This is a genomic window from Campylobacter sp. IFREMER_LSEM_CL908, assembly GCF_025771545.1.
GTDB classification, from domain to species: Bacteria; Campylobacterota; Campylobacteria; order Campylobacterales; family Campylobacteraceae; genus Campylobacter_D; species Campylobacter_D lari_D.
This window is the reverse complement of record NZ_JAKMQK010000002.1, coordinates 41,704-60,793: the sequence shown is the minus strand read 5'-3', so window position 1 is coordinate 60,793 and position 19,090 is coordinate 41,704. Positions and strand designations below refer to the sequence as shown.

23 protein-coding genes are annotated in these 19,090 nt (G+C 30.2%); 5 read left to right on the top strand and 18 right to left on the bottom strand.

All coding sequences use genetic code 11. From position 1 onward, the window contains the following. The 6 genes from clpX to L8U04_RS01080 all read right to left on the bottom strand — a co-directional run bounded on the left by clpX (position 1) and on the right by L8U04_RS01080 (position 4,254). Positions 1 to 1,230 carry an ATP-dependent Clp protease ATP-binding subunit ClpX gene (gene clpX, locus L8U04_RS01105; RefSeq protein ID WP_263659518.1) on the bottom strand — a complete coding sequence of 410 codons (1,230 nt, stop codon included), beginning with the start codon at positions 1,228 to 1,230 and terminating at the stop codon, positions 1 to 3. Next, on the bottom strand, positions 1,223 to 2,014 hold the full coding sequence (gene lpxA / locus L8U04_RS01100; protein WP_263709246.1) for an acyl-ACP--UDP-N-acetylglucosamine O-acyltransferase: 792 nt from the start codon (positions 2,012 to 2,014) through the stop codon (positions 1,223 to 1,225). Before lpxA ends, clpX begins: the two co-directional genes overlap by 8 nt. After that, a complete protein-coding gene (gene fabZ / locus L8U04_RS01095) occupies positions 2,014 to 2,454 on the bottom strand; it encodes a 3-hydroxyacyl-ACP dehydratase FabZ (RefSeq protein ID WP_039619275.1) in 441 nt (146 codons plus the stop codon). The genes lpxA and fabZ overlap by 1 nt, the downstream gene beginning before the upstream one ends. A 68-nt stretch (positions 2,455 to 2,522) precedes the next feature. Beyond that, positions 2,523 to 3,596 (bottom strand): epoxyqueuosine reductase QueH, encoded by a 1,074-nt coding sequence (locus L8U04_RS01090; protein ID WP_263709216.1) that lies wholly within the window; start codon positions 3,594 to 3,596, stop codon positions 2,523 to 2,525. Then, the gene (bcp, locus tag L8U04_RS01085) at positions 3,590 to 4,051 is read right to left on the bottom strand and encodes a thioredoxin-dependent thiol peroxidase (protein ID WP_263659520.1); all 462 of its coding nucleotides are present in this window, start codon (positions 4,049 to 4,051) and stop codon (positions 3,590 to 3,592) included. Before bcp ends, L8U04_RS01090 begins: the two co-directional genes overlap by 7 nt. After that, positions 4,048 to 4,254, bottom strand: coding sequence for a tautomerase family protein (locus tag L8U04_RS01080; RefSeq protein ID WP_133319508.1), 207 nt, complete (start codon positions 4,252 to 4,254; stop codon positions 4,048 to 4,050). The genes bcp and L8U04_RS01080 overlap by 4 nt, the downstream gene beginning before the upstream one ends. A gap of 100 nt (positions 4,255 to 4,354) precedes the next feature. On the opposite strand from L8U04_RS01080, the gene ilvE reads away from it, so the two are divergent. The 4 genes from ilvE to L8U04_RS01060 are packed head-to-tail and all read left to right on the top strand — an operon-like array spanning position 4,355 to position 7,436. Further along, complete coding sequence (ilvE, locus tag L8U04_RS01075; protein WP_133319507.1) at positions 4,355 to 5,269, top strand: branched-chain-amino-acid transaminase; 915 nt, start codon at positions 4,355 to 4,357, stop codon at positions 5,267 to 5,269. Between the two features lie 12 nt (positions 5,270 to 5,281). Next, positions 5,282 to 6,352: a prohibitin family protein gene (locus L8U04_RS01070; protein WP_263709215.1), complete on the top strand. Its 1,071-nt coding sequence runs from the start codon at positions 5,282 to 5,284 to the stop codon at positions 6,350 to 6,352. Positions 6,353 to 6,369: 17 nt separating this feature from the next. Continuing rightward, complete coding sequence (locus L8U04_RS01065) at positions 6,370 to 6,906, top strand: DUF2393 family protein (RefSeq protein WP_133319505.1); 537 nt, start codon at positions 6,370 to 6,372, stop codon at positions 6,904 to 6,906. Then, on the top strand, positions 6,906 to 7,436 hold the full coding sequence (locus tag L8U04_RS01060) for a DUF2393 family protein (protein WP_220566554.1): 531 nt from the start codon (positions 6,906 to 6,908) through the stop codon (positions 7,434 to 7,436). Before L8U04_RS01065 ends, L8U04_RS01060 begins: the two co-directional genes overlap by 1 nt. Before the next feature lie 3 nt (positions 7,437 to 7,439). On the opposite strand, the gene purF is transcribed toward L8U04_RS01060, so the two are convergent. Together purF and dapB are read right to left on the bottom strand one after the other, a co-directional pair. Continuing rightward, positions 7,440 to 8,780, bottom strand: a complete 1,341-nt coding sequence (gene purF, locus L8U04_RS01055; protein WP_220566553.1) for an amidophosphoribosyltransferase — start codon at positions 8,778 to 8,780, stop codon at positions 7,440 to 7,442. Next, entirely contained in the window at positions 8,781 to 9,509 is a 729-nt protein-coding gene (dapB, locus tag L8U04_RS01050) for a 4-hydroxy-tetrahydrodipicolinate reductase (RefSeq protein ID WP_263661500.1), read from the bottom strand. A 135-nt stretch (positions 9,510 to 9,644) separates the two neighbouring features. Between dapB and L8U04_RS01045 the strand changes: the two genes are divergently transcribed. Further along, entirely contained in the window at positions 9,645 to 11,426 is a 1,782-nt protein-coding gene (locus tag L8U04_RS01045; protein ID WP_263709214.1) for a PhoX family protein, read from the top strand. Between the two features lie 19 nt (positions 11,427 to 11,445). On the opposite strand, the gene trxB is transcribed toward L8U04_RS01045, so the two are convergent. The 10 genes from trxB to rpmE all read right to left on the bottom strand — a co-directional run bounded on the left by trxB (position 11,446) and on the right by rpmE (position 19,058). Continuing rightward, positions 11,446 to 12,384, bottom strand: a complete 939-nt coding sequence (trxB, locus tag L8U04_RS01040) for a thioredoxin-disulfide reductase (RefSeq protein WP_258107683.1) — start codon at positions 12,382 to 12,384, stop codon at positions 11,446 to 11,448. 117 nt (positions 12,385 to 12,501) lie between these two features. Then, complete coding sequence (trxA, locus tag L8U04_RS01035) at positions 12,502 to 12,816, bottom strand: thioredoxin (protein ID WP_039619298.1); 315 nt, start codon at positions 12,814 to 12,816, stop codon at positions 12,502 to 12,504. A 50-nt stretch (positions 12,817 to 12,866) separates the two neighbouring features. Beyond that, complete coding sequence (locus tag L8U04_RS01030; protein ID WP_133319499.1) at positions 12,867 to 13,205, bottom strand: YraN family protein; 339 nt, start codon at positions 13,203 to 13,205, stop codon at positions 12,867 to 12,869. Beyond that, the gene (locus tag L8U04_RS01025) at positions 13,205 to 14,458 is read right to left on the bottom strand and encodes a homoserine dehydrogenase (protein ID WP_133319498.1); all 1,254 of its coding nucleotides are present in this window, start codon (positions 14,456 to 14,458) and stop codon (positions 13,205 to 13,207) included. The genes L8U04_RS01030 and L8U04_RS01025 overlap by 1 nt, the downstream gene beginning before the upstream one ends. A gap of 1 nt (position 14,459) precedes the next feature. Then, positions 14,460 to 15,662, bottom strand: a complete 1,203-nt coding sequence (locus L8U04_RS01020; RefSeq protein ID WP_220566550.1) for an LL-diaminopimelate aminotransferase — start codon at positions 15,660 to 15,662, stop codon at positions 14,460 to 14,462. A 12-nt stretch (positions 15,663 to 15,674) separates the two neighbouring features. Further along, positions 15,675 to 16,481: a hypothetical protein gene (locus L8U04_RS01015; RefSeq protein ID WP_263659525.1), complete on the bottom strand. Its 807-nt coding sequence runs from the start codon at positions 16,479 to 16,481 to the stop codon at positions 15,675 to 15,677. After that, the gene (locus L8U04_RS01010) at positions 16,475 to 17,347 is read right to left on the bottom strand and encodes a hypothetical protein (protein WP_133319495.1); all 873 of its coding nucleotides are present in this window, start codon (positions 17,345 to 17,347) and stop codon (positions 16,475 to 16,477) included. The genes L8U04_RS01015 and L8U04_RS01010 overlap by 7 nt, the downstream gene beginning before the upstream one ends. Next, positions 17,340 to 18,020 (bottom strand): 23S rRNA (guanosine(2251)-2'-O)-methyltransferase RlmB, encoded by a 681-nt coding sequence (rlmB, locus tag L8U04_RS01005; protein ID WP_263709213.1) that lies wholly within the window; start codon positions 18,018 to 18,020, stop codon positions 17,340 to 17,342. The genes L8U04_RS01010 and rlmB overlap by 8 nt, the downstream gene beginning before the upstream one ends. A 19-nt stretch (positions 18,021 to 18,039) precedes the next feature. Further along, a complete protein-coding gene (gene rsmI / locus L8U04_RS01000; protein ID WP_263709212.1) occupies positions 18,040 to 18,858 on the bottom strand; it encodes a 16S rRNA (cytidine(1402)-2'-O)-methyltransferase in 819 nt (272 codons plus the stop codon). Beyond that, a complete protein-coding gene (gene rpmE / locus L8U04_RS00995; protein ID WP_039664588.1) occupies positions 18,858 to 19,058 on the bottom strand; it encodes a 50S ribosomal protein L31 in 201 nt (66 codons plus the stop codon). The genes rsmI and rpmE overlap by 1 nt, the downstream gene beginning before the upstream one ends. Between the last annotated feature and the right edge of the window lie 32 nt (positions 19,059 to 19,090).

Genomic DNA, 19,090 nt, shown 5'->3' with positions numbered 1-19,090 from the left:
TCAGCCTTTAACTTTTTTATTTTTTATAAATAAAGGTTTTGTACCTTCTTTGATCACTTCTTTAGTAATTACTATGCTATATCCATTATACTCTGGCAAATCAAACATCAAATCTACCATCATTTCTTCAATAATACTTCTTAAACCTCTAGCGCCTGTTTTACGCTCTAGCGAAAGCTTAGCAATCTCTCTTAGTGCTTCATCTTCAAATTTTAATTCCACATTGTCAATAGCAAAAAGTTTTTGATATTGCTTAATAATGGCATTTTTTGGCTCAGTTAAAATACGCACCATGCTTTCCTCATCAAGCTCTTCTAAAGAAGCAAGCACATGCAATCTTCCTATAAGTTCAGGAATAAGCCCAAAATGCACCAAATCATCAGGCTCTAGTCTTTGAAGTAAAGCTTCTTTTTCATCTTTTTTATCATCAGTAAAAAAGCCCATGACATTATCGCCTAATTTTCTTTTAATAATATCACTAATACCATCAAAAGCCCCACCACACACAAATAAAATATTAGTTGTATCTATTTGTATAAAATCTTGATTTGGGTGTTTTCTACCGCCTTTTGGTGGGATATTTACCAAAGATCCTTCAATAATTTTGAGTAAGGCTTGTTGCACGCCCTCACCACTTACATCTCTTGTAATAGAGCGATTTTCGCCCATTCTTGCGATTTTGTCTATCTCATCGATAAATATAATCCCTTTTTGTGCTCTTTGCACATCTCCATCAGCAGCTTGTAAAAGACGAGTAAGGATATTTTCAACATCTTCTCCCACATAACCCGCTTCAGTTAAAGAAGTCGCATCACAAATTGCGATAGGAACATCTAAAAATCTAGCTAAAGTCTGTGCTAGTAAAGTTTTTCCACTTCCCGTTGGGCCTACTAATAAAATATTTGATTTTGCTAATTCTGTATCATCATCTTCTAAGTCAGATCTAAAAAGCCTTTTGTAGTGATTATACACCCCTACACTAAAGATTTTTTTAGCTCTATCTTGCCCGATAACATATTTATCTAAATATGCTTTTAATTCCTTAGGAGTAATATCTTTAAAATTTTCTTTATCAACTTCTTTATTTTTTAATTCTTTTTCCTCTCCAAAGAAAATATTGCAAGCACTTTCGGCACAATACTCACATATAAAGGCATTATTATAATCATTTACTAAAATTCTTCTTTCACTTGTTTCTATTTCATTGCAAAAACTACATCTTTTAACCATGACTTTTTTCCTTATATATAGGAATTCCTCTTTTTGTTTCTAAAATAAAATTACACATTTTTTTCACATTTTCACTAGAAGTATTTTCTAGCAAACTTAAAGCATTATCTTTTAAACTTCCTTGTCTGAATAAAAATTTAAAAGCCTTGCTTAAAATATCCACTTCTTCTTTATCAAAGCGTCTTCTAATGCCTACTAAATTTAAACTTCTAATGCTTGCTCGATTTCCTTCAGCTAAGCAAAATGGCACCACATCTTGAGAAAGCGCACTAGCGCCTGCTATCATACACCCCTCACCTACCTTAACAAACTGATGTATTGGAGTAAGTCCACCTACCACAGTATAATCTCCAAGTTCCACATGACCTGCTAAGGTAGCATTATTTGCTAAAATAATATTATCTCCAAGCAAACAATCATGTGCAATATGAGAATAAGCCATTATAAAAGCATTATCGCCTATTCTTGTAAAACCATCACCCTTAGCTGTACCTGAATTTATAGTAACAAATTCTCTAATAACTGCATTTTTTCCTATAATAACACCTGAATTTATCTCATCTTTATAAGATATATCTTGTGGAATATCTCCAACTATGGCATAAGAAAAAACTTTAGAATTTTCACCTATGCTTACATTAGGTAAAATTCTTGCACCTTGTTTGATGATAGTATTTGCACCTATATTGGCATTTTTTCCAACATAGGCATAGGCCTCTACTACAACACCATCTGCTATAATAGCTCCATCTTCTATAACAGCACTTGGATGAATTTTGCTCATCATTTATCTACTATCATAGCTTTAAGTTCAGCTTCTGCAACCAATTGTCCATCAACAAAAGCTTTTCCTTGAAAAATCCACATATTTCCACGATTTTTTACCACACTCATCTCATAATCAAGCCTATCACCTGGACGCACTGGATTTCTAAATTTAGCATTATCAATACCTGTAAAATATACTACTTTAGTGCTTGGATCTACCTTATCATCCATGCTTTCAAATGCTAAAACCCCTCCAGTTTGTGCCATACCTTCTAAAATTAACACACCCGGGTAAATTGGATGATCTGGAAAATGCCCCATAAAAACATGGTCGCTTATACTAATATTTTTATAACCTCTAACAACTTCTTTATTTTTTAATTCTACGATTTTATCTACAAGTAAAAATGGATACCTATGTGGTAAAATTTTTTGAATTTGCATTACATCTATCATAAATTTAGCCTTAAAATATATTCAAAATTCAGATTTTACAAAAAAAATATTAACAAACTAGTTAAGTTTTATAACTTCACAATCTTTTCTTTACTATCAAAATAAATTTCACTTTTTGCTATAAATTCATAAGCGCCTTTTGTGATATTTTCAACAATAATCACCGGCGAAAGATCATAAGCACCAAAATGCTTTTGCCTTATTTTGATTTCTTGCTCTATTTTTAAAGGATTTTGTAAAAAATCTTCAAAATTTTTAAATCGCATTTTGCACAAACTATTTAAATAATCAAAACTCCATAAATTAATCTCATCCTTTACGCTTTTATAGCACTTTAAATCCTCTTCTAAAATACTAAATTTAGTGTAAGAATTTTTAAAATGAGAATAAAATAAAACATGAGTTTTTATGGCTTTTTTGTTTTCTTTTATCAAAGCTCTTAGTAAGCGATAATTTAAAAATTTCTCTCTTTGAATTTCAAATTTAACACCCTTTTTTTCTAAATTTTTTACTTGATTGTAAAATTTTATCTTTTCTTCTATGCTTGAAGGTAATATTTGTTTGTTTATAGGACTCATAAGCTCATCTATAAAAGCTTTTTGGCCTTTTTGTTTAGAAAGTGCATAAATACACCCACAATAATTTTGATGATAAAGCATATCTTGCTTAGCTAAGGCAAATTGTCTTTGCGTGCCTCCATTTTTTCTAAAATCAGGTGCCAAAAACTCTATACCAAATTTATCGCATTCTTTTTGTAAAGCTAATTTTAGCTGCTCTAAGTCTTTTTTAGGGGATGTTAAAAGGGTTGTTGTGAGTTTTTTTTCACCAATTTTTTGAGCAAATTCAACACTTTTATGCATTCTAAAATCAAAACAAATTTGACATCTTGCGCCTTTTTCAGGCTCGTCTTCATAACCCTTTACACTCTCAAGCCATTTTTCATACTCATATTCACCTTTATAAAGTTTAATGCCTAATTTATCACAACTACGCTTAACATCTAAAAATCTAAGTTCATGCTCACTATATGGATGAATATTTGGATCATAAAAAAAACCTATAATTTTCTCATCAGGATAAGTTTTGCTTAATTCTTGTATAAAATAATGACTATCCACACTACAGCAAATATGCACTAGCATAATTCTTTTAACACCTTAAAAGCATGATCTTTAGCTTTTACATTTTTATAAATTTTTGAGATTTTTCCATTTTCATCAATCACAAAAGTAGATCTTATAAGCCCCTCATACTCTTTACCATAATTTTTCTTTAAACCCCAAGCACCATAAAGTTTGCAAATTTCTTTTTCACTATCGCTTAATAAAGTGTGTTTTAAATCATATTTTTTTATGAAATTTTCATGCGATTTAACACTATCTGGACTAATACCTATAATCACAGCATTTTGCTCTAAAAAATCCTCATAACTTTGACTAAATTCACAAGCTTGTGTGGTACAACCTGGGGTGTTATCTTTTGGATAAAAATACAAAATAATTTTTTTACCCAAGAAATCACTTAAAGAAATTTTAACTCCATCTTGATTTAAAAGTTCAAACACAGGAGCTTTATCACCAATTTGCAATTCTTTCATTTTTTATCTTTCAATCTTAATTTTTCTACACTTTCACCACCAAAAGCAATATTATATGGCTCAATATCTTCCAACATGATCACTATATTTTGCTTTGGCTTGTTGTATTTTGTATGTAAAAGTTCTGTAATATCTGCTATTAACTCTTCTTTTTGTGTTTTGCTAAATTCTGGTTTAGCTAATTTGATATTTATAATTGGCATGATTTTTCCTTGTTTCAAATATAATAATTTTACTATATTCTAGTAATTATTAGTATATTTTTGATAAAATTAGTTTTATTTTCAACAAAAAGGCTTAGTTATGATTAGGGCAAAAAAAATTTGGATGGATGGAAAAATCATTGATTTTGATGATGCAAAAATTCATGTTTTAACACATTCATTACATTATGCAAATGCAGTTTTTGAAGGAACAAGAGCTTATAAAACACAAAATGGTTTAGCAATTTTTAGATTAAAAGAACACACCAAAAGACTTTTAGAGTCTGCAAAAATTACTTTAATTAATTCTCCTTTTTCTCAAGAAGAACTTGAAAATGCACAAGTTGAACTTTTAAGAGCAAATGATTTTCAAAATAACACCTATTTGCGACCATTAATCTTTTTAGGTGATGGTACTATGGGAGTTTATCATGCTAAAGCTCCTGTTAGGGTAGCTATTGCTGCTTGGGAATGGGGTGCTTATTTAGGTGAAGAAGGCTTAGAAAAAGGTATTAAGGTTAAAATTTCTTCTTTTGCTAGAAATAGTGTAAAATCTAGCTTAGGTAAAGCAAAAGCAAGTGCAAATTATTTAAATTCTCAAATGGCTAAATATGAAGCTATAGAAGCAGGATATGAGGAAGCCTTAATGCTCGATGAAGAAGGTTTTGTAGCAGAAGGAACAGGTGAGTGTTTTTTTATGATTAAAGATAATAAGCTAATCACACCACCAAATGATTTTTCATTAAAAAGTATCACTCAAGATACTGTTTTAAAAATTGCACATGATTTGGGCATAAGTGTAGTGCGTCAAAGAATTTCAAGAGATGAAGTTTATGTAGCTGATGAAGCATTTTTCACAGGAACTGCAGCAGAAATAACTCCGATAAATAATATTGATGCAAGAATTATAGGAGATGGAAAAAGAGGTGAGCTAACGACAAAGCTTCAAAATGCGTATTTTGATATAGTTTATGGACGCAATGAAAAATACGCTTCTATGCTAACTTATATTTAACAAAGGAACTAAATGCCAGCTGATTTGAATGATTATTTTAATAAAAAAAACAATCAAAACAACAATAAGCAAAATTTAAACTTCAAAACACCAGAATTTAATTTCAAAGGTTTTGGGAAATTTTCCCCATTAATTTATAGTGCAATTGCGATTATTTTAGTTTTTGCACTTTTTAAACCTTTTGCAATAGTAAATTCAGGGGAAATGGGGATCAAATCCACTACAGGTAAATACAGCCCTACCCCACTTGAACCAGGACTTCATTTTTTTATGCCTATACTGCAAAAAATCACTATCGTAGATACTAGAGTAAGACAAATCAACTATGCTTCAATCGAAGGAATAAATGAAAATTTACAAATAGGATCAGGCGTTGTTAATAAAAATAGTATTTCAGTGCTTGATTCAAGAGGCTTGCCTGTATCTATTGATGTAACCGTTCAATACAGATTAAATCCTTTACAAGTTCCTCAAACTATCGCAACATGGGGGCTTAATTGGGAAAATAAAATCATAGATCCAGTAGTAAGAGATGTTGTAAGAAATGTTGTAGGTCAATACACTGCAGAAGAGCTTCCAACAAATCGTAATACTATAGCGGTGCAAATTGATCAGGGCATTAGAAAAACTATTGAAAGCCAACCAAATGAGCCAGCAGAGCTTCAAGCAGTTCAGCTTAGAGAAATTATCTTACCTATAAAAGTAAAAGAACAAATCGAAAGAGTACAAATTGCTAAACAAGAAGCTGAAAGAACTAAATATGAAGTTGAAAGAGCTAACCAAGAAGCACTTAAAAAAGCGGCTTTAGCTGAAGGGGAGGCAAATGCAACTATTATTAGTGCTAAAGGTAGAGCAAGTGCCGTAAAAATTGAAGCTGATGCACAAGCATATTCAAATAGAGAAATAGCAAAAAGTTTAAATAATCCTTTACTTGATTTAAAACAAATTGAAACCCAAAAGCAATTTAATGAAGCACTTAAAGTCAATAAAGATGCTAAAATTTTCTTAACACCAGGCGGAGCTGTGCCAAATATTTGGGTTGATAGTAAAGATAATAAAAGAACAAGTTCAATAGCAAATTAAAAAATAAAGAAGTGATAATGAATGTTCAACATATCCGAGAGCAAATGATCTTTTATACAGCTCATTTGCACTTGATCGATTTTTTGTTAATGGCTTTAGTTGTATTCTTTTTCATTATCACTTTATTTATTGCTTTGATTGTTAGAAACAAACCTACTTTTGCTTTTATTATAATTTTTTTAGGAATTTTATGTTCACTTAGTATTGCGTATTTGGGATATTTTTTAATTGATACTAAAGTTAGATCCAGAATAGCTAGCTTAGATAATGCTCAATTTTTTGTATATGATAATTCTTTAAGTGTTGATTATAGCTTGACAAATACTTCTAAAAAAAGTTTTAAATTTTGCAAAATAAAAGTAGAAGTATTTAGAAAAAGCGATGAAAATAATACTTTTAAAAATTTAATACATTTATTAAAACCATTAAGAAGTAAATCTACCACTATCGAAAAAACAATAAGTCCCAACCAAACTATTAATCTAAAAACCAAATTTTCCGATTTTAATGAAGGTCAAGATTTTGATATTAAAATTAATTCAAAGTGTTTTTAATGGGATATTTTACTTTTTTTCATATTCTTATCATTTTTATTATGCTAGCTTCAACTTTCCTTACTTGGATTTTATTCTATTTAAAAATACAAAACAAAAAATATATGATAATTTTTTGCATAATAAGTTTTATATTAGCCTCAATCTTAACTATTTCTTTATTATTAACTATAGATCAATACACAAAAAAAGCTAGTTTGAGTAATTTTTCAACCTACAGACGCTTAGCTACAGAAAGTATTATTATAAAAGGTAGAGTAACCAACGATACTAATTTTAAAATTTCAGAATGCTTTTTAGAACTTAGAATTATTGATAATAATAAAAAGCATGAAATCAGTGGAGAAATTTTTAATCAACAAAATTTTGATAGTATAAAAAAAGCAAATCAACAACAAAGAGATGTTTCGTATAATATTAACATTGCAAATCAATTATCAGGTCATACCTACAAAGACTTTTCTTTTGAAGTAGGATTGCCACCTCATTTTCAAAGTTATAAAATTTTTAAACAATTAAAATGCAGATAAGGATTATTTAATAAAATAATCCCCATCAAAACTAATCAAAGAATATTTTCTTTCATTGCCTATGCTTGAAACTAGCTCATTAATATCTAAAAAAGTCAAACTATCTGCACCTGTATATTCTCTAACCTCTTCAATACTCTTATTAGCTGAAATTAACTCTTCAAAAGTTGGAGTGTCTATACCATAAATATCAGGAAATTTGATTTCTGGACAAGCTATAGCCAAATGAATTTTTCTAGCACCTGCTTGTCTTAAAAGTGTGATGATTTTTTTAGAAGTTGTTCCTCTTACTACACTATCATCAATCACCACTATATCTTTACCTTCTAAAACTTTCTTCATAGGATTTAATTTCAGTTTTACTTTTAAATTTCTCATTTCTTGAGTTGGCTCTATGAAAGTTCTTCCAACATAGTGATTTCTAACTATGGCCATTTCAAGTGGAATTTTTAAATATTGTGCAAAACCTATAGCAGCACTTACTCCACTATCAGGAACAGGCACTACAAAATCTACTTTTTCTTTAAATTTTTTAGCCAAGGCTTCACCCATTTTTTTACGCACTTCATATACACTTTTACCTTCTATAATACTATCAGGTCTAGCAAAATAAATATATTCAAATGCACAAATTCTTGGATCTGTTTTATCAAAAACTTGAATGCTTTCAAACTCATCACTACCTTGAGTAAAAACTAGCATTTCACCGGGCTTTATATCGCGGATAAATTCAGCTTCTATCAAATCAAAAGCACAAGTTTCACTCGCTACAATATATCCACCATCTTTTAATTTTCCCAAAGATAAAGGTCTAACCCCATAAGGATCTCTTACCACAAAAAGTTGATTTTTACTGGCCAACATAAAGCAATATGCACCCTTACTTTGCATTAGACTTTCTATAAACCTATCTTTTAAAGTTTCTTTTTTGCTTTTTGCTATTAAATGTACAACATTTTCTGTGTCCATATTAGAATGAAAAATAGCCCCATTGTCAATTAACTCTTTTCTAACTTCTTCTTTATTAATCAAATTTCCATTATGCACTAAAGAAATATCACCCAAAGAACAAGTAGCTGCAACAGGCTGTGCATCATGCAAAGAAGAATTTCCGGCGGTAGAATAACGATTATGCCCTATAGCTATACTACCTTTTAAATCTGCTAAAATTTGAGTATTAAAAATTTGTCCTACTTCACCTTTAGCTTTATGAGTTTTGATATTTAAACCATCACTTACACTAATTCCACTTGCTTCTTGGCCACGATGTTGCATAGCAAATAAAGCATAATAAGCCACCGTGCTTGCATTTTTTGAATTAATTACTCCAACTACCGCACACATTTAAATTCCTAAACAATCGTCTATATCATATAAGCCATTTTCTTGAGAAACTAGCCATTTAGCACATCTAATAGCCCCCATAGCAAAAGTAGCTCTTGAAGTAGCACTATGATTTAATTCTATAAATTCACCATCATTATAAAATCCAACTCTATGAGAACCCACTATATCACCACCTCTTAAGCTCATCACTGCGATTTCATCTTTACTTCTTTGACCAATAATCCCATCTCTACCACTTACTCTAACCTTTTCCAAATCTAAATTCCTAGCCTTAGCGACATTTTGTGCTAAAGTCATAGCTGTACCACTTGGAGCGTCTTTTTTCTTATTATGGTGCATTTCAAGTATTTCTATATCAAAATCCCTTAAAGCTTCACTTGCTAAACATGAAAGTTTTTTTAAAATAGCTACACCCAAAGACATATTGGTAGCATAAAGAATTGGCATAGTAATGCTTGCACTTTGCATTAACTCATTTTGCTTAGCATCTAATCCTGTAGTACCTATCACTAAAGGTTTAGGATTGCTTCTTGCGTATAACAACAAATCCTCACAACCTTTCGGGGAAGAAAAATCAATTATTACATCGCATTTGTTAAAAAATTCTTCATAGCTTGATCCTTGATAAAAAAATGCACTTGCTTTAACATCTTTTTGATCTTGTAAACAATTTTCAATTTGTTTACCCATGCGACCATTGCTCCCATGAATTCCTATACATATCATAAATTTATCCTTTATATTTGCAGTGAGAAATTGTATCACTAAGTTAATTAATACAATATTACATACCATGAGCAAAAGTTTCCAAAAAGTTTCCAAAAAACTTTAAATTTATAACACATTTTTGAAAGGAGTTTTATGAAAAGAAGAACATTTTTGAAAGGTTCAGCTTTGGGTTCTATGGTAGCATTTTTTGCTAGCTCAAATTTAAATGCGAGTTTATTAAAAGATAAAGATTTGCTAAATTTTAAAGAAATACCTGCTAGCACAGAAGATAAAGTTATCGTACCAGATGGCTACAAAGCAGATATTTTAATCTCATGGGGCGATCCTCTTTTTAGCAAAGCATCTATTTATGATGAAGAAAAAAATATCGATAAAAAAGCTGTGGAAAATGCTAAATTAACTTTTGGGGACAATAACGATGGTATGAGTTTTTTTCCTCTTTCAAAAGATAGGGCTATACTAGCTATTAATAATGAATATATAAATCCTGAAATTATGTTTAAACATCAAGGTAAAAATCTTAGCTTAGAAGATATTTTATATGAACAAGCAAATTTAGGAGTGAGCATTTTTGAAATAAAAAAAGAAAAAGATCAATGGTCTGTGGTGCTTGATTCTAAATACAACCGCAGAATCGATGCAAATACAAAAATGAGCATTAGTGGTCCAGCAAAACAACAAGTACTTCAAAATGAAAATTTTATATATGGAACTTTAAATAATTGTGCCAATGGAAAAACACCTTGGGGGACTTATCTTACTTGCGAAGAAAATATAAATGATTTTTTTGGAAGTTTAGATGAAAAAATTAAATTTTCAAAAGAGCAACTTAGATTTGGATTTAAAGCTCAAAGTCAATATGGGTGGGAAAAATTTGATGAAAGATTTGATTTAAGTAAAAATCCAAACGAGGCAAATAAATTTGGATGGGTTGTGGAAATTGATCCATTTGATCCAAACAGCATACCTATAAAAAGAACAGCTCTTGGAAGATTTAAACACGAAAATGCAGAATTAATTGTAGAAGATGATGGAACCGTTGTAATTTATATGGGAGATGATGAAGCCAATGAATTTATTTATAAATTTATAAGCAAACATAAATATAAAAAAGGTCTAGATACTAGCAAAATTTTAGATGAAGGAACCTTATATGTAGCACAATTTAATGGAAAAATAGGAGATTTTAGAGGGAGTGGAAAATGGATTGAGTTAGAATATGGTAAAAATAACCTTAATAAAGAAAATGGTTTTAACTCTCAAGCAGATGTGTTAATCAATGCTAGAATTGCTGGAACTATTGTAAATGCAACTCCTATGGATAGATGTGAATGGATAGCAAGCCATAAAGAAAGTGGCTCAAAAGAAGTATTTGCTACCTTAACAAACAATAAAAAAAATAATAACCCAAATCCAGCAAACCCAAGAACAAAAAATATTTACGGACAAATAATTAAATGGGAGCATAAAAATTCTCATAAAGATGATGAATTTACTTGGGAAATTTTTGCACTTGCAGGAAACCCTGATAATCAAACAAGTTTAAATAAAGGCTCAAACAACATTACAAGTAATAATAAATTTAATTCCCCCGATGGATTAAGTTTTGATAGAGATGGTCGCCTTTGGATACAAACTGATGGAAACTATTCTAATCAAGAAGAATTTGAAGGCATGGGAAATAATTGTATGTTAGCAGCTAATCCAAAAACAGGGGAAATAAAAAGATTTTTAACAGGACCAATAGCTTGCGAAATAACAGGAATTGCTTTTAGTCAAGATTATAAAACTATGTTTGTTGGAATTCAACATCCAGGAGAGAAATTAAAAGGCAGTCAATTTCCTTATGGCAAAACACCAAGATCAAGTATAATAGCAATAAGTAAAATTGATGGCGGAGTTATTGGAAGTTAATCAATTTACACTAGAAATTCTAGTGTAAATTTTCAATATAAGCTAAAGCGCTAAGCGCTGCAACCGCTCCATCGCCTGCTGCACATATTACTTGTTTTGGAGCATCTTTTCTTAAATCACCTGCTGCAAATAACCCTGCTATGTTAGTTTGCATTTTAAGATCAACACTAACTTGACCACCTTCTTCCATAGCACATAAAAATTCACCATTATCTTGTTTTAAAATTTCATTTCTTACATTTAATCCAACAAAGGTAAATATTCCAGGCACATCAAGCTCTCTTTTAGAACCATCATTAAATGCTATTTTAATTTTATTAACACCCATATTATCACCGCAAACCTCATCAACAACCGCATTTGTGATTAATTCTATTTTGTCATTATTTTTTACTTTTTCAACTGTTGAAGGTGCTGCTCTAAACTCATCTCTTCTGTGGATTAAATACACTTTTGAACAAATATTAGCTAGATACAAAGCTTCTTCTAAAGCAGTATCTCCCCCACCTAAAACAGCCACTTCTTTATTTTTATAAAAAAAGCCATCGCAAGTCGCACAAGTACTCACACCTTTACCAAAAAATTCATCCTCGCCTTTAAAACCAGCACGACGCGGAGTAGAGCCTGTGCAAACAATAACTGCTTTTGCTTGTTCGTTTTTACCGCCTTCCAATTTTATATTAAAACTTCCATCAGAATTTTTACTAATTTGCTCAACACCTACCATCTCATGTTTTAAACCAAAACGCATACATTGTTCATTCCAAGGAGCCATAAAAGAAATTCCATCTAAAACTTGAGCAACTCCAGGATAATTTTCTATCTCTGAACTCGAAGTAATCTGCCCACCAGGCATACCTTTTTCAAACATTACAACATTTTTTAATCCACCTCTTGTAGCATATAAACCTGCGCTCAAACCTGCAGGTCCACCACCTATAATAGCTAAATCTAACATGGTATTTTCCTTATAGTTTTATTTATAAGTATTATACAAATTTTTCTTTAATTATAAATAATAAAAATTATTAAATAGTAAAAAATATGAAGAAAAGCCACAAAAAGTGGCTTAAGATTATAAAAGTGAGTTTAGTTTATCTGCTAAAGCTTGTTTTGATTGAGCACCAACTAGCTGATCAACCACTTCACCATCTTTAAAAAAAATGATAGTTGGGATAGATCTTACACCAAATTGTGCAGCCAAATCACCTTGCTCATCTGTATTTACTTTACAAATTTTAGCTTTACCATCAAAATCATTTGCAAGCTCATCAATTACCGGTGCAAGCATTCTGCAAGGTCCGCACCATGGAGCCCAAAAATCTACTAAAGCTACACCTTCTTTTGCTTGTGCAAAATTTTCTGTAGTTAAATCAATATATTTTCCCATTTTTTCTCCTTTGTTTTTTCAAATTCTATTAAAATAGAATAAACATTCCCTTAATAACTAATGTTCTCTAAAAGTTTTATATCATCTTTATATACGCAAAGTAAATCTAGTTGATAATTTTCATCATTTTTATGTTTCATAAAGTAATATTCTATAGTCTTAATAATTTTATTATATTTTTTATTATCCAATCTATATTCTACCTCATAATCACCTTGCGTGCTTTTAACTTCAATAAAATGTAAAATTTTATCTTTTTTAGCAATAATATCAATTTCTCCAAATTTAGAATAAAAATTCCTTTTTAAAATTTCAAATCCTTGTGTTTTTAAAAATTCACACGCTAACTCTTCTCCTTTTTTACCAAAAAGATATTCAAATAATGCCATTACTCTTCTATTCTCATCATAAAAACATCATCTTTTACAAATTCTTGTTCTCTAAGCTTTTGAGTTAAAATTTGTATATTTTTTTCATAAGTTTGATGAGTGATGAAAAATAAAGTGCTATAATCTTGCTTTTCTTTTTTAGGCTTTTGCAAGAAAGTATCGATTGAAATTTGATGTTCACTCATTAATTGTGTGATTTTTGATAAAACTCCTATTTTATCTAATACCTTTAATCTTAAATAATATCTTGTATAAATTTCATCTTTACTTAAAAGTTTATAAGAAGTATCATTTAAATACCCAAAAATAGCACTATTTTTTTCTTTTCTTGCTATATCGATTAAATCAGCTATAACAGCACTTGCAGTTGCCCTGCCACCTGCTCCTGGGCCATAATATAAACTTTCACCCAATACATCTCCATCAATACTAATAGCATTCATTACCCCATCAACTTTTGCTAGTATTTTATCTTTGCTAAGCATGGTAGGATGAACTCTTAATTCTATTTTTTCATCTTTAATCTTAGCAATACCCAAGTGTTTTATGGTATATTCAAATTCTTTTGCAAAATAAATATCCTCATTACTTACTTTGCTAATACCCTCAATCAAAATATCTTCAGGTTTTACTCTTAATCCATAGGCAATATTTGCTAAAATCAAAAGTTTATGCGCTGCATCAAAACCCTCTATATCAAAAGTGGGATTAGCTTCAGCATATCCTAAATCTTGTGCTTTTTTTAACACCTCTTGGAATTTGGTATTATCTTCGGTCATTTTACTTAAAATATAATTGCTTGTACCATTTAAAATACCTTTAATAGAAACAATATTATTAGCACTCAAGCCCTCTTTTAAAATTTTAATAATAGGAATTCCACCCGCCACACTCGCCTCATAACCAAAAGCTGTATCTTGTGCTAATTTTTCAAGCTCATAACGATGATAAGCAAGCAAAGCTTTATTAGCAGTTACCACTGCTTTTTTTCTTTTTAAAATTTTTGAAATTATCTCAAAGGGTAAATCAATACCACCCATTAACTCCACAAATACATCAATATCTTCACGCTCTAAAACCTCATCAATATCATTTACCACAGGAATTAATGCATTTGGTTTTGGATTTCTTGCCAAAGCAATTACTGGAATAATTTCTTCATCACATCTTGCTTTAATTAAATCTTGATTTTTTAGCAAAGTCTCTACAACAGCACTTCCTACCGTACCATATCCCAAAATTGCGATTTTCATTTTATTCTCTTAAATATTTTTTTATATTTCTTGCTGCTTGACGAATGCGATTTTCATTTTCTATTAAAGCTATTCTAACATACTCATTACCCGCTTCACCAAAACCAACTCCAGGACTTACCGCTACATTTGCTTTTTGCAAAAGCTGTTTAGAAAATTCCATACTTCCAAGGTGAGCTTTACTTTGAGGGAGTTTTGCCCAAACAAACATACTTGCATTTGGTTTTTTCAGCTCCCATCCTGCCTGAAAAAATGAATCAAGCAAGACTTCTAATCTTTTTGCATAAGTTGCCTTAATCTCTTCAACACAAGTTTGATCTCCATCTAAAGCTATAGTAGCAGCAACTTGTATAGGAGTATACATACCATAATCAAACCAAGACTTGATTTTTTTCAAAGCCGCAATTAAGCGTTTATTACCCACTACAAAACCTACACGCCAACCTGCCATATTGTAAGACTTTGAAAGTGTATAAGTTTCTACCGCTACATCTTTAGCACCTTCAACTTCAAAAATAGAAGGGGTTTTATAAGAACCAAAAGTCAAATCTGCATAAGCAATATCAGAAATAATATAAAATCTTTCTTTTTTTGCCATTGCAACTAATCTCTCATAAAAACTTCTTTCTACAGTGACTGTTGTAGGATTGTGCGGAAAATTTACTACTACATATTTTGGACGCGGAATACTTTCATGTAGTGTTTTTTGTAAATTTTCAAAAAAAGTATTTTCATTTAATTCATAATTTTCATTAAAATCAAAATTCATAGTTGCTACATTACCACCTGCTATGATAAAAGCTTGAGTGTGTATAGGGTAAGCGGGTGTAGGTACAATAGCTACATCTCCTGGGTTAATAACGGCTCTTGCTAAATTTACAAAGCCTTCTTTAGAACCCATCGTTGCAACTACTTCACTTTCAGGATCTAAATCAACATCGTATTTTCTTTTATACCAATTGCAAATTGCAAGTCTTAGTTTATAAATTCCACTCGAAGCAGAATAACCAGAAGTTTTTTCTTTATTTGCACTTTCGCAAAGTTTATCTATAATGTGTTGAGGAGTTTTACCATCAGGATTTCCCATAGAAAAATCTATTATATCCTCCCCTGCTCTTCTTGCTGCCATTTTAATCGCATTAACTTCAGCAAAAACATAATTTGGAAGTCTTTCTATGGTATTAAAATGAATTTCTTCAAACATTTTCCATCCTTTTTAGCGTCTTAAGTAAATCTTTAAACCCCTTTTTATGTTATCAAGGCTAAACATATCGCCAATGATAGCATATTTTGCACCCAATGGGATATTTATATTAATTTCATTTTGTTTGTGTGTGTTTTCTATACCTTGAATAAAATTTAAATTTTTATCTAAAAATTGAATTTTACAAAACCAAGAATCAAGATTGTGCGCACTAAGCTCTATGCTTTTTGCTCCTTGTAAATCAACAATATATTCCCTTAAAGGCTTATTTAATTGAGTGATGGTATTTAGTGGAATTTGAGTATTAACTTTAGGTTTTGCTTTTGAAAAATCTAGCTCATACTCATAATTTAATTCTGAAATTTTAGAAATATCTTTAATAAAAACAGAGCTTGATAACAAGGCTTTATAGAAAACTCCTGGATCAAGCATATATTGAGAATCTACAGCTAACTTATAGGTAATATAATTTTCCCTTAAAGTTAATTCAGTTGGTATAAAATACACATAGCCTAATTCGTTTAAAGTATCATTAATAGTTTTAAAAAATAAAACAGAATCAGCTTGAGCTTTAAAACTAAAAGTTAGAGTTTTTGGCTCATTTAATATAAAATTTGCCAAAGAATTAGTTTTTAAAATTTGAGAAATAGTGTAAATATCTACATTTCCGCGTTCATCTTTATAATCATTCCTTGCAAACAAGAGCTCTAATTTTGCATCTTTAGAATTATCATTAACAATATGTTTTGCAACTTCTAAAGCACTTAGTGCAAAAGCGTTAAGAGTAAAAAAAATGGAAAATATTAAAATTCTTACCATAATTTTCCTCTATTTTCTTTGATAAATTCAGCTTTTGTAATTTGTTTGATTTTACCATCTTTAATCATTAAAAATTTAGACACACCGTTTTTAAACTCTAAAGTATTATTATTTTCATCGTTTAAGCTAAAAGCAGCGTGGCCTGTGGTAATTAACATATCTTTATCCAAAGGTAAAACATAATCATTTTTAATAGTTAAAGAGCTCTTTCTAAAAGTTTTTAAATCCACCATACCGAGCCAAAGCTCTGCACTTGGTTTTATAATGCTTTCATTGAGTAAAATGATATTTTCTTCAGGCATATTTGAGCTAGCATTATCTTCTAATGTTTTTTCTGTATTATTGTTCTCGCTTATTGGTTCTAAAATAGTCGCGTTTGTTTCATTATTTTCCATAGCATCATCAGCAAAAAAATTAAGAACTGGTGTTTCATTTTCATCAACTTTTTCTTCTAAAACAACCTGCTCTTGATTTAATACATTGGTGGTATTTTCATCTAAAGTAGAACTTTGAAAAAATCTTGAAACACCCCAGGCCAAAGCTACTATCAAAAGTACTACTACTATAATCACAATATACCATACACTTGAGCTTTCTTTGGTATATGAGTTCATTCTAGGTGAAATATGCACATGATTTTTTTTCTCAATACCATTTTCTTCTAAATAGACATGATATTCTTCTAAAAAATTAGAAAAGTCAAGCTCATACTCTCTTTGTAAAATTTTAATAAAGCCATTTACATTAAAGCGAGATAAAGACTTAAAATCTTTCTTAATGATATATTCAAGACAAGCTATTTCTATTTGTGTTCTTTTTTGAACTTCTAACAAATTTAAATCTTCTAATTTTTTCCAACTATCCATTTTTCATCCTATCGCAAAGTATTGCAAATGCTGCACTAACATTTAAACTATCAAAATCATTGTGCATTTTTATACCTACGCACTCATCGCATTTTTTAAGTACCTTTGGCGCTATACCAAAACCTTCACTTCCCATAATCAAAACTTTTTTATCTTTGGCCTTGATAGTATGTATATCACTACCTCCGCTTGCACTAGCATAGATATAAAAACCTTTTTGTTTTAACTCATTTATCATGCTTAAAATATCATCATTTAAGACTATTTTCATATCTAAAGCTGCTCCACTACTTGCACGAATAACTCCATCCATAGCCACGCTTTTAGCTACCAAAATAACCCCATCAGCACCTAAAGCATAAGCACTACGCACGATAGCACCTATATTTCCAACATCGCTAATATTATATAAAATAACTATAAAATCTTTTTCTTTTAAACTCTCAAAAGAGTTAAATTCAAATTCATCAATTTCCATTAAAAAACCTTGATGATTTCCACCTCTTGCTAAGCTTTGTGCGGTTTTAAAATCAAGCTTTTTAATTTTTTTTGATGCCCTTGTTATTTTTGAAAAATCAGCTTTTTCACATTCTTTTGCCAAATAAATTTCTTTAATTTTTTCTTCATGCTTTTCTAAGATATAAAAAAACACTTGCTTACCATAAACTATCATTTTTAAATAATAACCAAATTCAACTTAAAAGCAGTTTTTGATAATTTTCTTTTGGAGATTTTGCATTGATTTTCGAAAGAAGTTTTGCCTTTGCCTTTAAAGATAAATCAAGCTCATAAATATCTTGCTCACACAAGGTGTTTTGATGAAATTGCTTTTCTTTAGCATTTACCACTGCACACCATTCACCGCGTAAATCCATTGTTTTTAATTTTTCCAAAACCTCTAAAGCTTCTGCTCTAAATTTAGTTTCAAATTTCTTTGTTGCTTCTTTTATGATAAAAATTTCTCTTAAAGGATCAATTTTACTAATTTCTTCTACTAAATTAAGTATTCTAGTGGGTGCTTCATAAACTATACTAGGATAAGGATTAAGCATTAAATTTTCAATATCTTTTTGTCTTTGAGGATTTTTATTGGCCAAAAAACCCATAAAAATAAATTCTTTTTTACAAAATGCACTTGAAACCAATGCAAGCAAAGCAGCATTTGATCCTGTTAAGACTTCATAGTCAATATTGTTTTTAATAGCATATTCGATTAAAAATTGCCCCGGATCGCTAATACCTGGCATACCTGCATCACTTAAATATGCAATATCTTGCTTAAAAAAATCCTCATCTATTTTTGTTAAAAAATCTTTTTCATTATGAGTATGTAAAGCTATATATTTATCAGGCTTTATTTCTAAATTAAATTTTTCATTAAGAAGATGAATTAAAGATTTGCAAACTCTTGTATCTTCACATAAAAAGAGCTTGCATTTTTGTAAAATTTCTAAAGAATGAAAAGAAATATCGTTTAAATTTCCTATGGGCGTAGGAATAAAATATAACATTATTGCATTGCGTATTTTTTCTTAAATTTCTCTACACGACCCGCAGCATCTACGATTTTTTCACTACCTGTAAAGAATGGGTGGCAGCTTGAACAAATATCAACTTTGATTTCTGATTTATTTGACTTAGTAGTAAAAGAATTTCCACAAGCACAACTAACTTTACACTCTACATATTCTGGATGAATTTCTTTCTTCATTGTTTATCCTTTTTCAAAACATTAAGGCGTAA

Excerpts from the sequence above, each read along its gene's own strand:
- clpX (WP_263659518.1), bottom strand. The coding sequence starts at position 1,230 with ATGGTTAAAAGATGTAGTTTTTGCAATGAAATAGAAACAAGTGAAAGA.
- lpxA (WP_263709246.1), bottom strand. The coding sequence starts at position 2,014 with ATGAGCAAAATTCATCCAAGTGCTGTTATAGAAGATGGAGCTATTATA.
- fabZ (WP_039619275.1), bottom strand. The coding sequence starts at position 2,454 with ATGATAGATGTAATGCAAATTCAAAAAATTTTACCACATAGGTATCCA.
- L8U04_RS01090 (WP_263709216.1), bottom strand. The coding sequence starts at position 3,596 with ATGCTAGTGCATATTTGCTGTAGTGTGGATAGTCATTATTTTATACAA.
- bcp (WP_263659520.1), bottom strand. The coding sequence starts at position 4,051 with ATGAAAGAATTGCAAATTGGTGATAAAGCTCCTGTGTTTGAACTTTTA.
- L8U04_RS01080 (WP_133319508.1), bottom strand. The coding sequence starts at position 4,254 with ATGCCAATTATAAATATCAAATTAGCTAAACCAGAATTTAGCAAAACA.
- ilvE (WP_133319507.1), top strand. The coding sequence starts at position 4,355 with ATGATTAGGGCAAAAAAAATTTGGATGGATGGAAAAATCATTGATTTT.
- L8U04_RS01070 (WP_263709215.1), top strand. The coding sequence starts at position 5,282 with ATGCCAGCTGATTTGAATGATTATTTTAATAAAAAAAACAATCAAAAC.
- L8U04_RS01065 (WP_133319505.1), top strand. The coding sequence starts at position 6,370 with ATGAATGTTCAACATATCCGAGAGCAAATGATCTTTTATACAGCTCAT.
- L8U04_RS01060 (WP_220566554.1), top strand. The coding sequence starts at position 6,906 with ATGGGATATTTTACTTTTTTTCATATTCTTATCATTTTTATTATGCTA.
- purF (WP_220566553.1), bottom strand. The coding sequence starts at position 8,780 with ATGTGTGCGGTAGTTGGAGTAATTAATTCAAAAAATGCAAGCACGGTG.
- dapB (WP_263661500.1), bottom strand. The coding sequence starts at position 9,509 with ATGATATGTATAGGAATTCATGGGAGCAATGGTCGCATGGGTAAACAA.
- L8U04_RS01045 (WP_263709214.1), top strand. The coding sequence starts at position 9,645 with ATGAAAAGAAGAACATTTTTGAAAGGTTCAGCTTTGGGTTCTATGGTA.
- trxB (WP_258107683.1), bottom strand. The coding sequence starts at position 12,384 with ATGTTAGATTTAGCTATTATAGGTGGTGGACCTGCAGGTTTGAGCGCA.
- trxA (WP_039619298.1), bottom strand. The coding sequence starts at position 12,816 with ATGGGAAAATATATTGATTTAACTACAGAAAATTTTGCACAAGCAAAA.
- L8U04_RS01030 (WP_133319499.1), bottom strand. The coding sequence starts at position 13,205 with ATGGCATTATTTGAATATCTTTTTGGTAAAAAAGGAGAAGAGTTAGCG.
- L8U04_RS01025 (WP_133319498.1), bottom strand. The coding sequence starts at position 14,458 with ATGAAAATCGCAATTTTGGGATATGGTACGGTAGGAAGTGCTGTTGTA.
- L8U04_RS01020 (WP_220566550.1), bottom strand. The coding sequence starts at position 15,662 with ATGTTTGAAGAAATTCATTTTAATACCATAGAAAGACTTCCAAATTAT.
- L8U04_RS01015 (WP_263659525.1), bottom strand. The coding sequence starts at position 16,481 with ATGGTAAGAATTTTAATATTTTCCATTTTTTTTACTCTTAACGCTTTT.
- L8U04_RS01010 (WP_133319495.1), bottom strand. The coding sequence starts at position 17,347 with ATGGATAGTTGGAAAAAATTAGAAGATTTAAATTTGTTAGAAGTTCAA.
- rlmB (WP_263709213.1), bottom strand. The coding sequence starts at position 18,020 with ATGATAGTTTATGGTAAGCAAGTGTTTTTTTATATCTTAGAAAAGCAT.
- rsmI (WP_263709212.1), bottom strand. The coding sequence starts at position 18,858 with ATGTTATATTTTATTCCTACGCCCATAGGAAATTTAAACGATATTTCT.
- rpmE (WP_039664588.1), bottom strand. The coding sequence starts at position 19,058 with ATGAAGAAAGAAATTCATCCAGAATATGTAGAGTGTAAAGTTAGTTGT.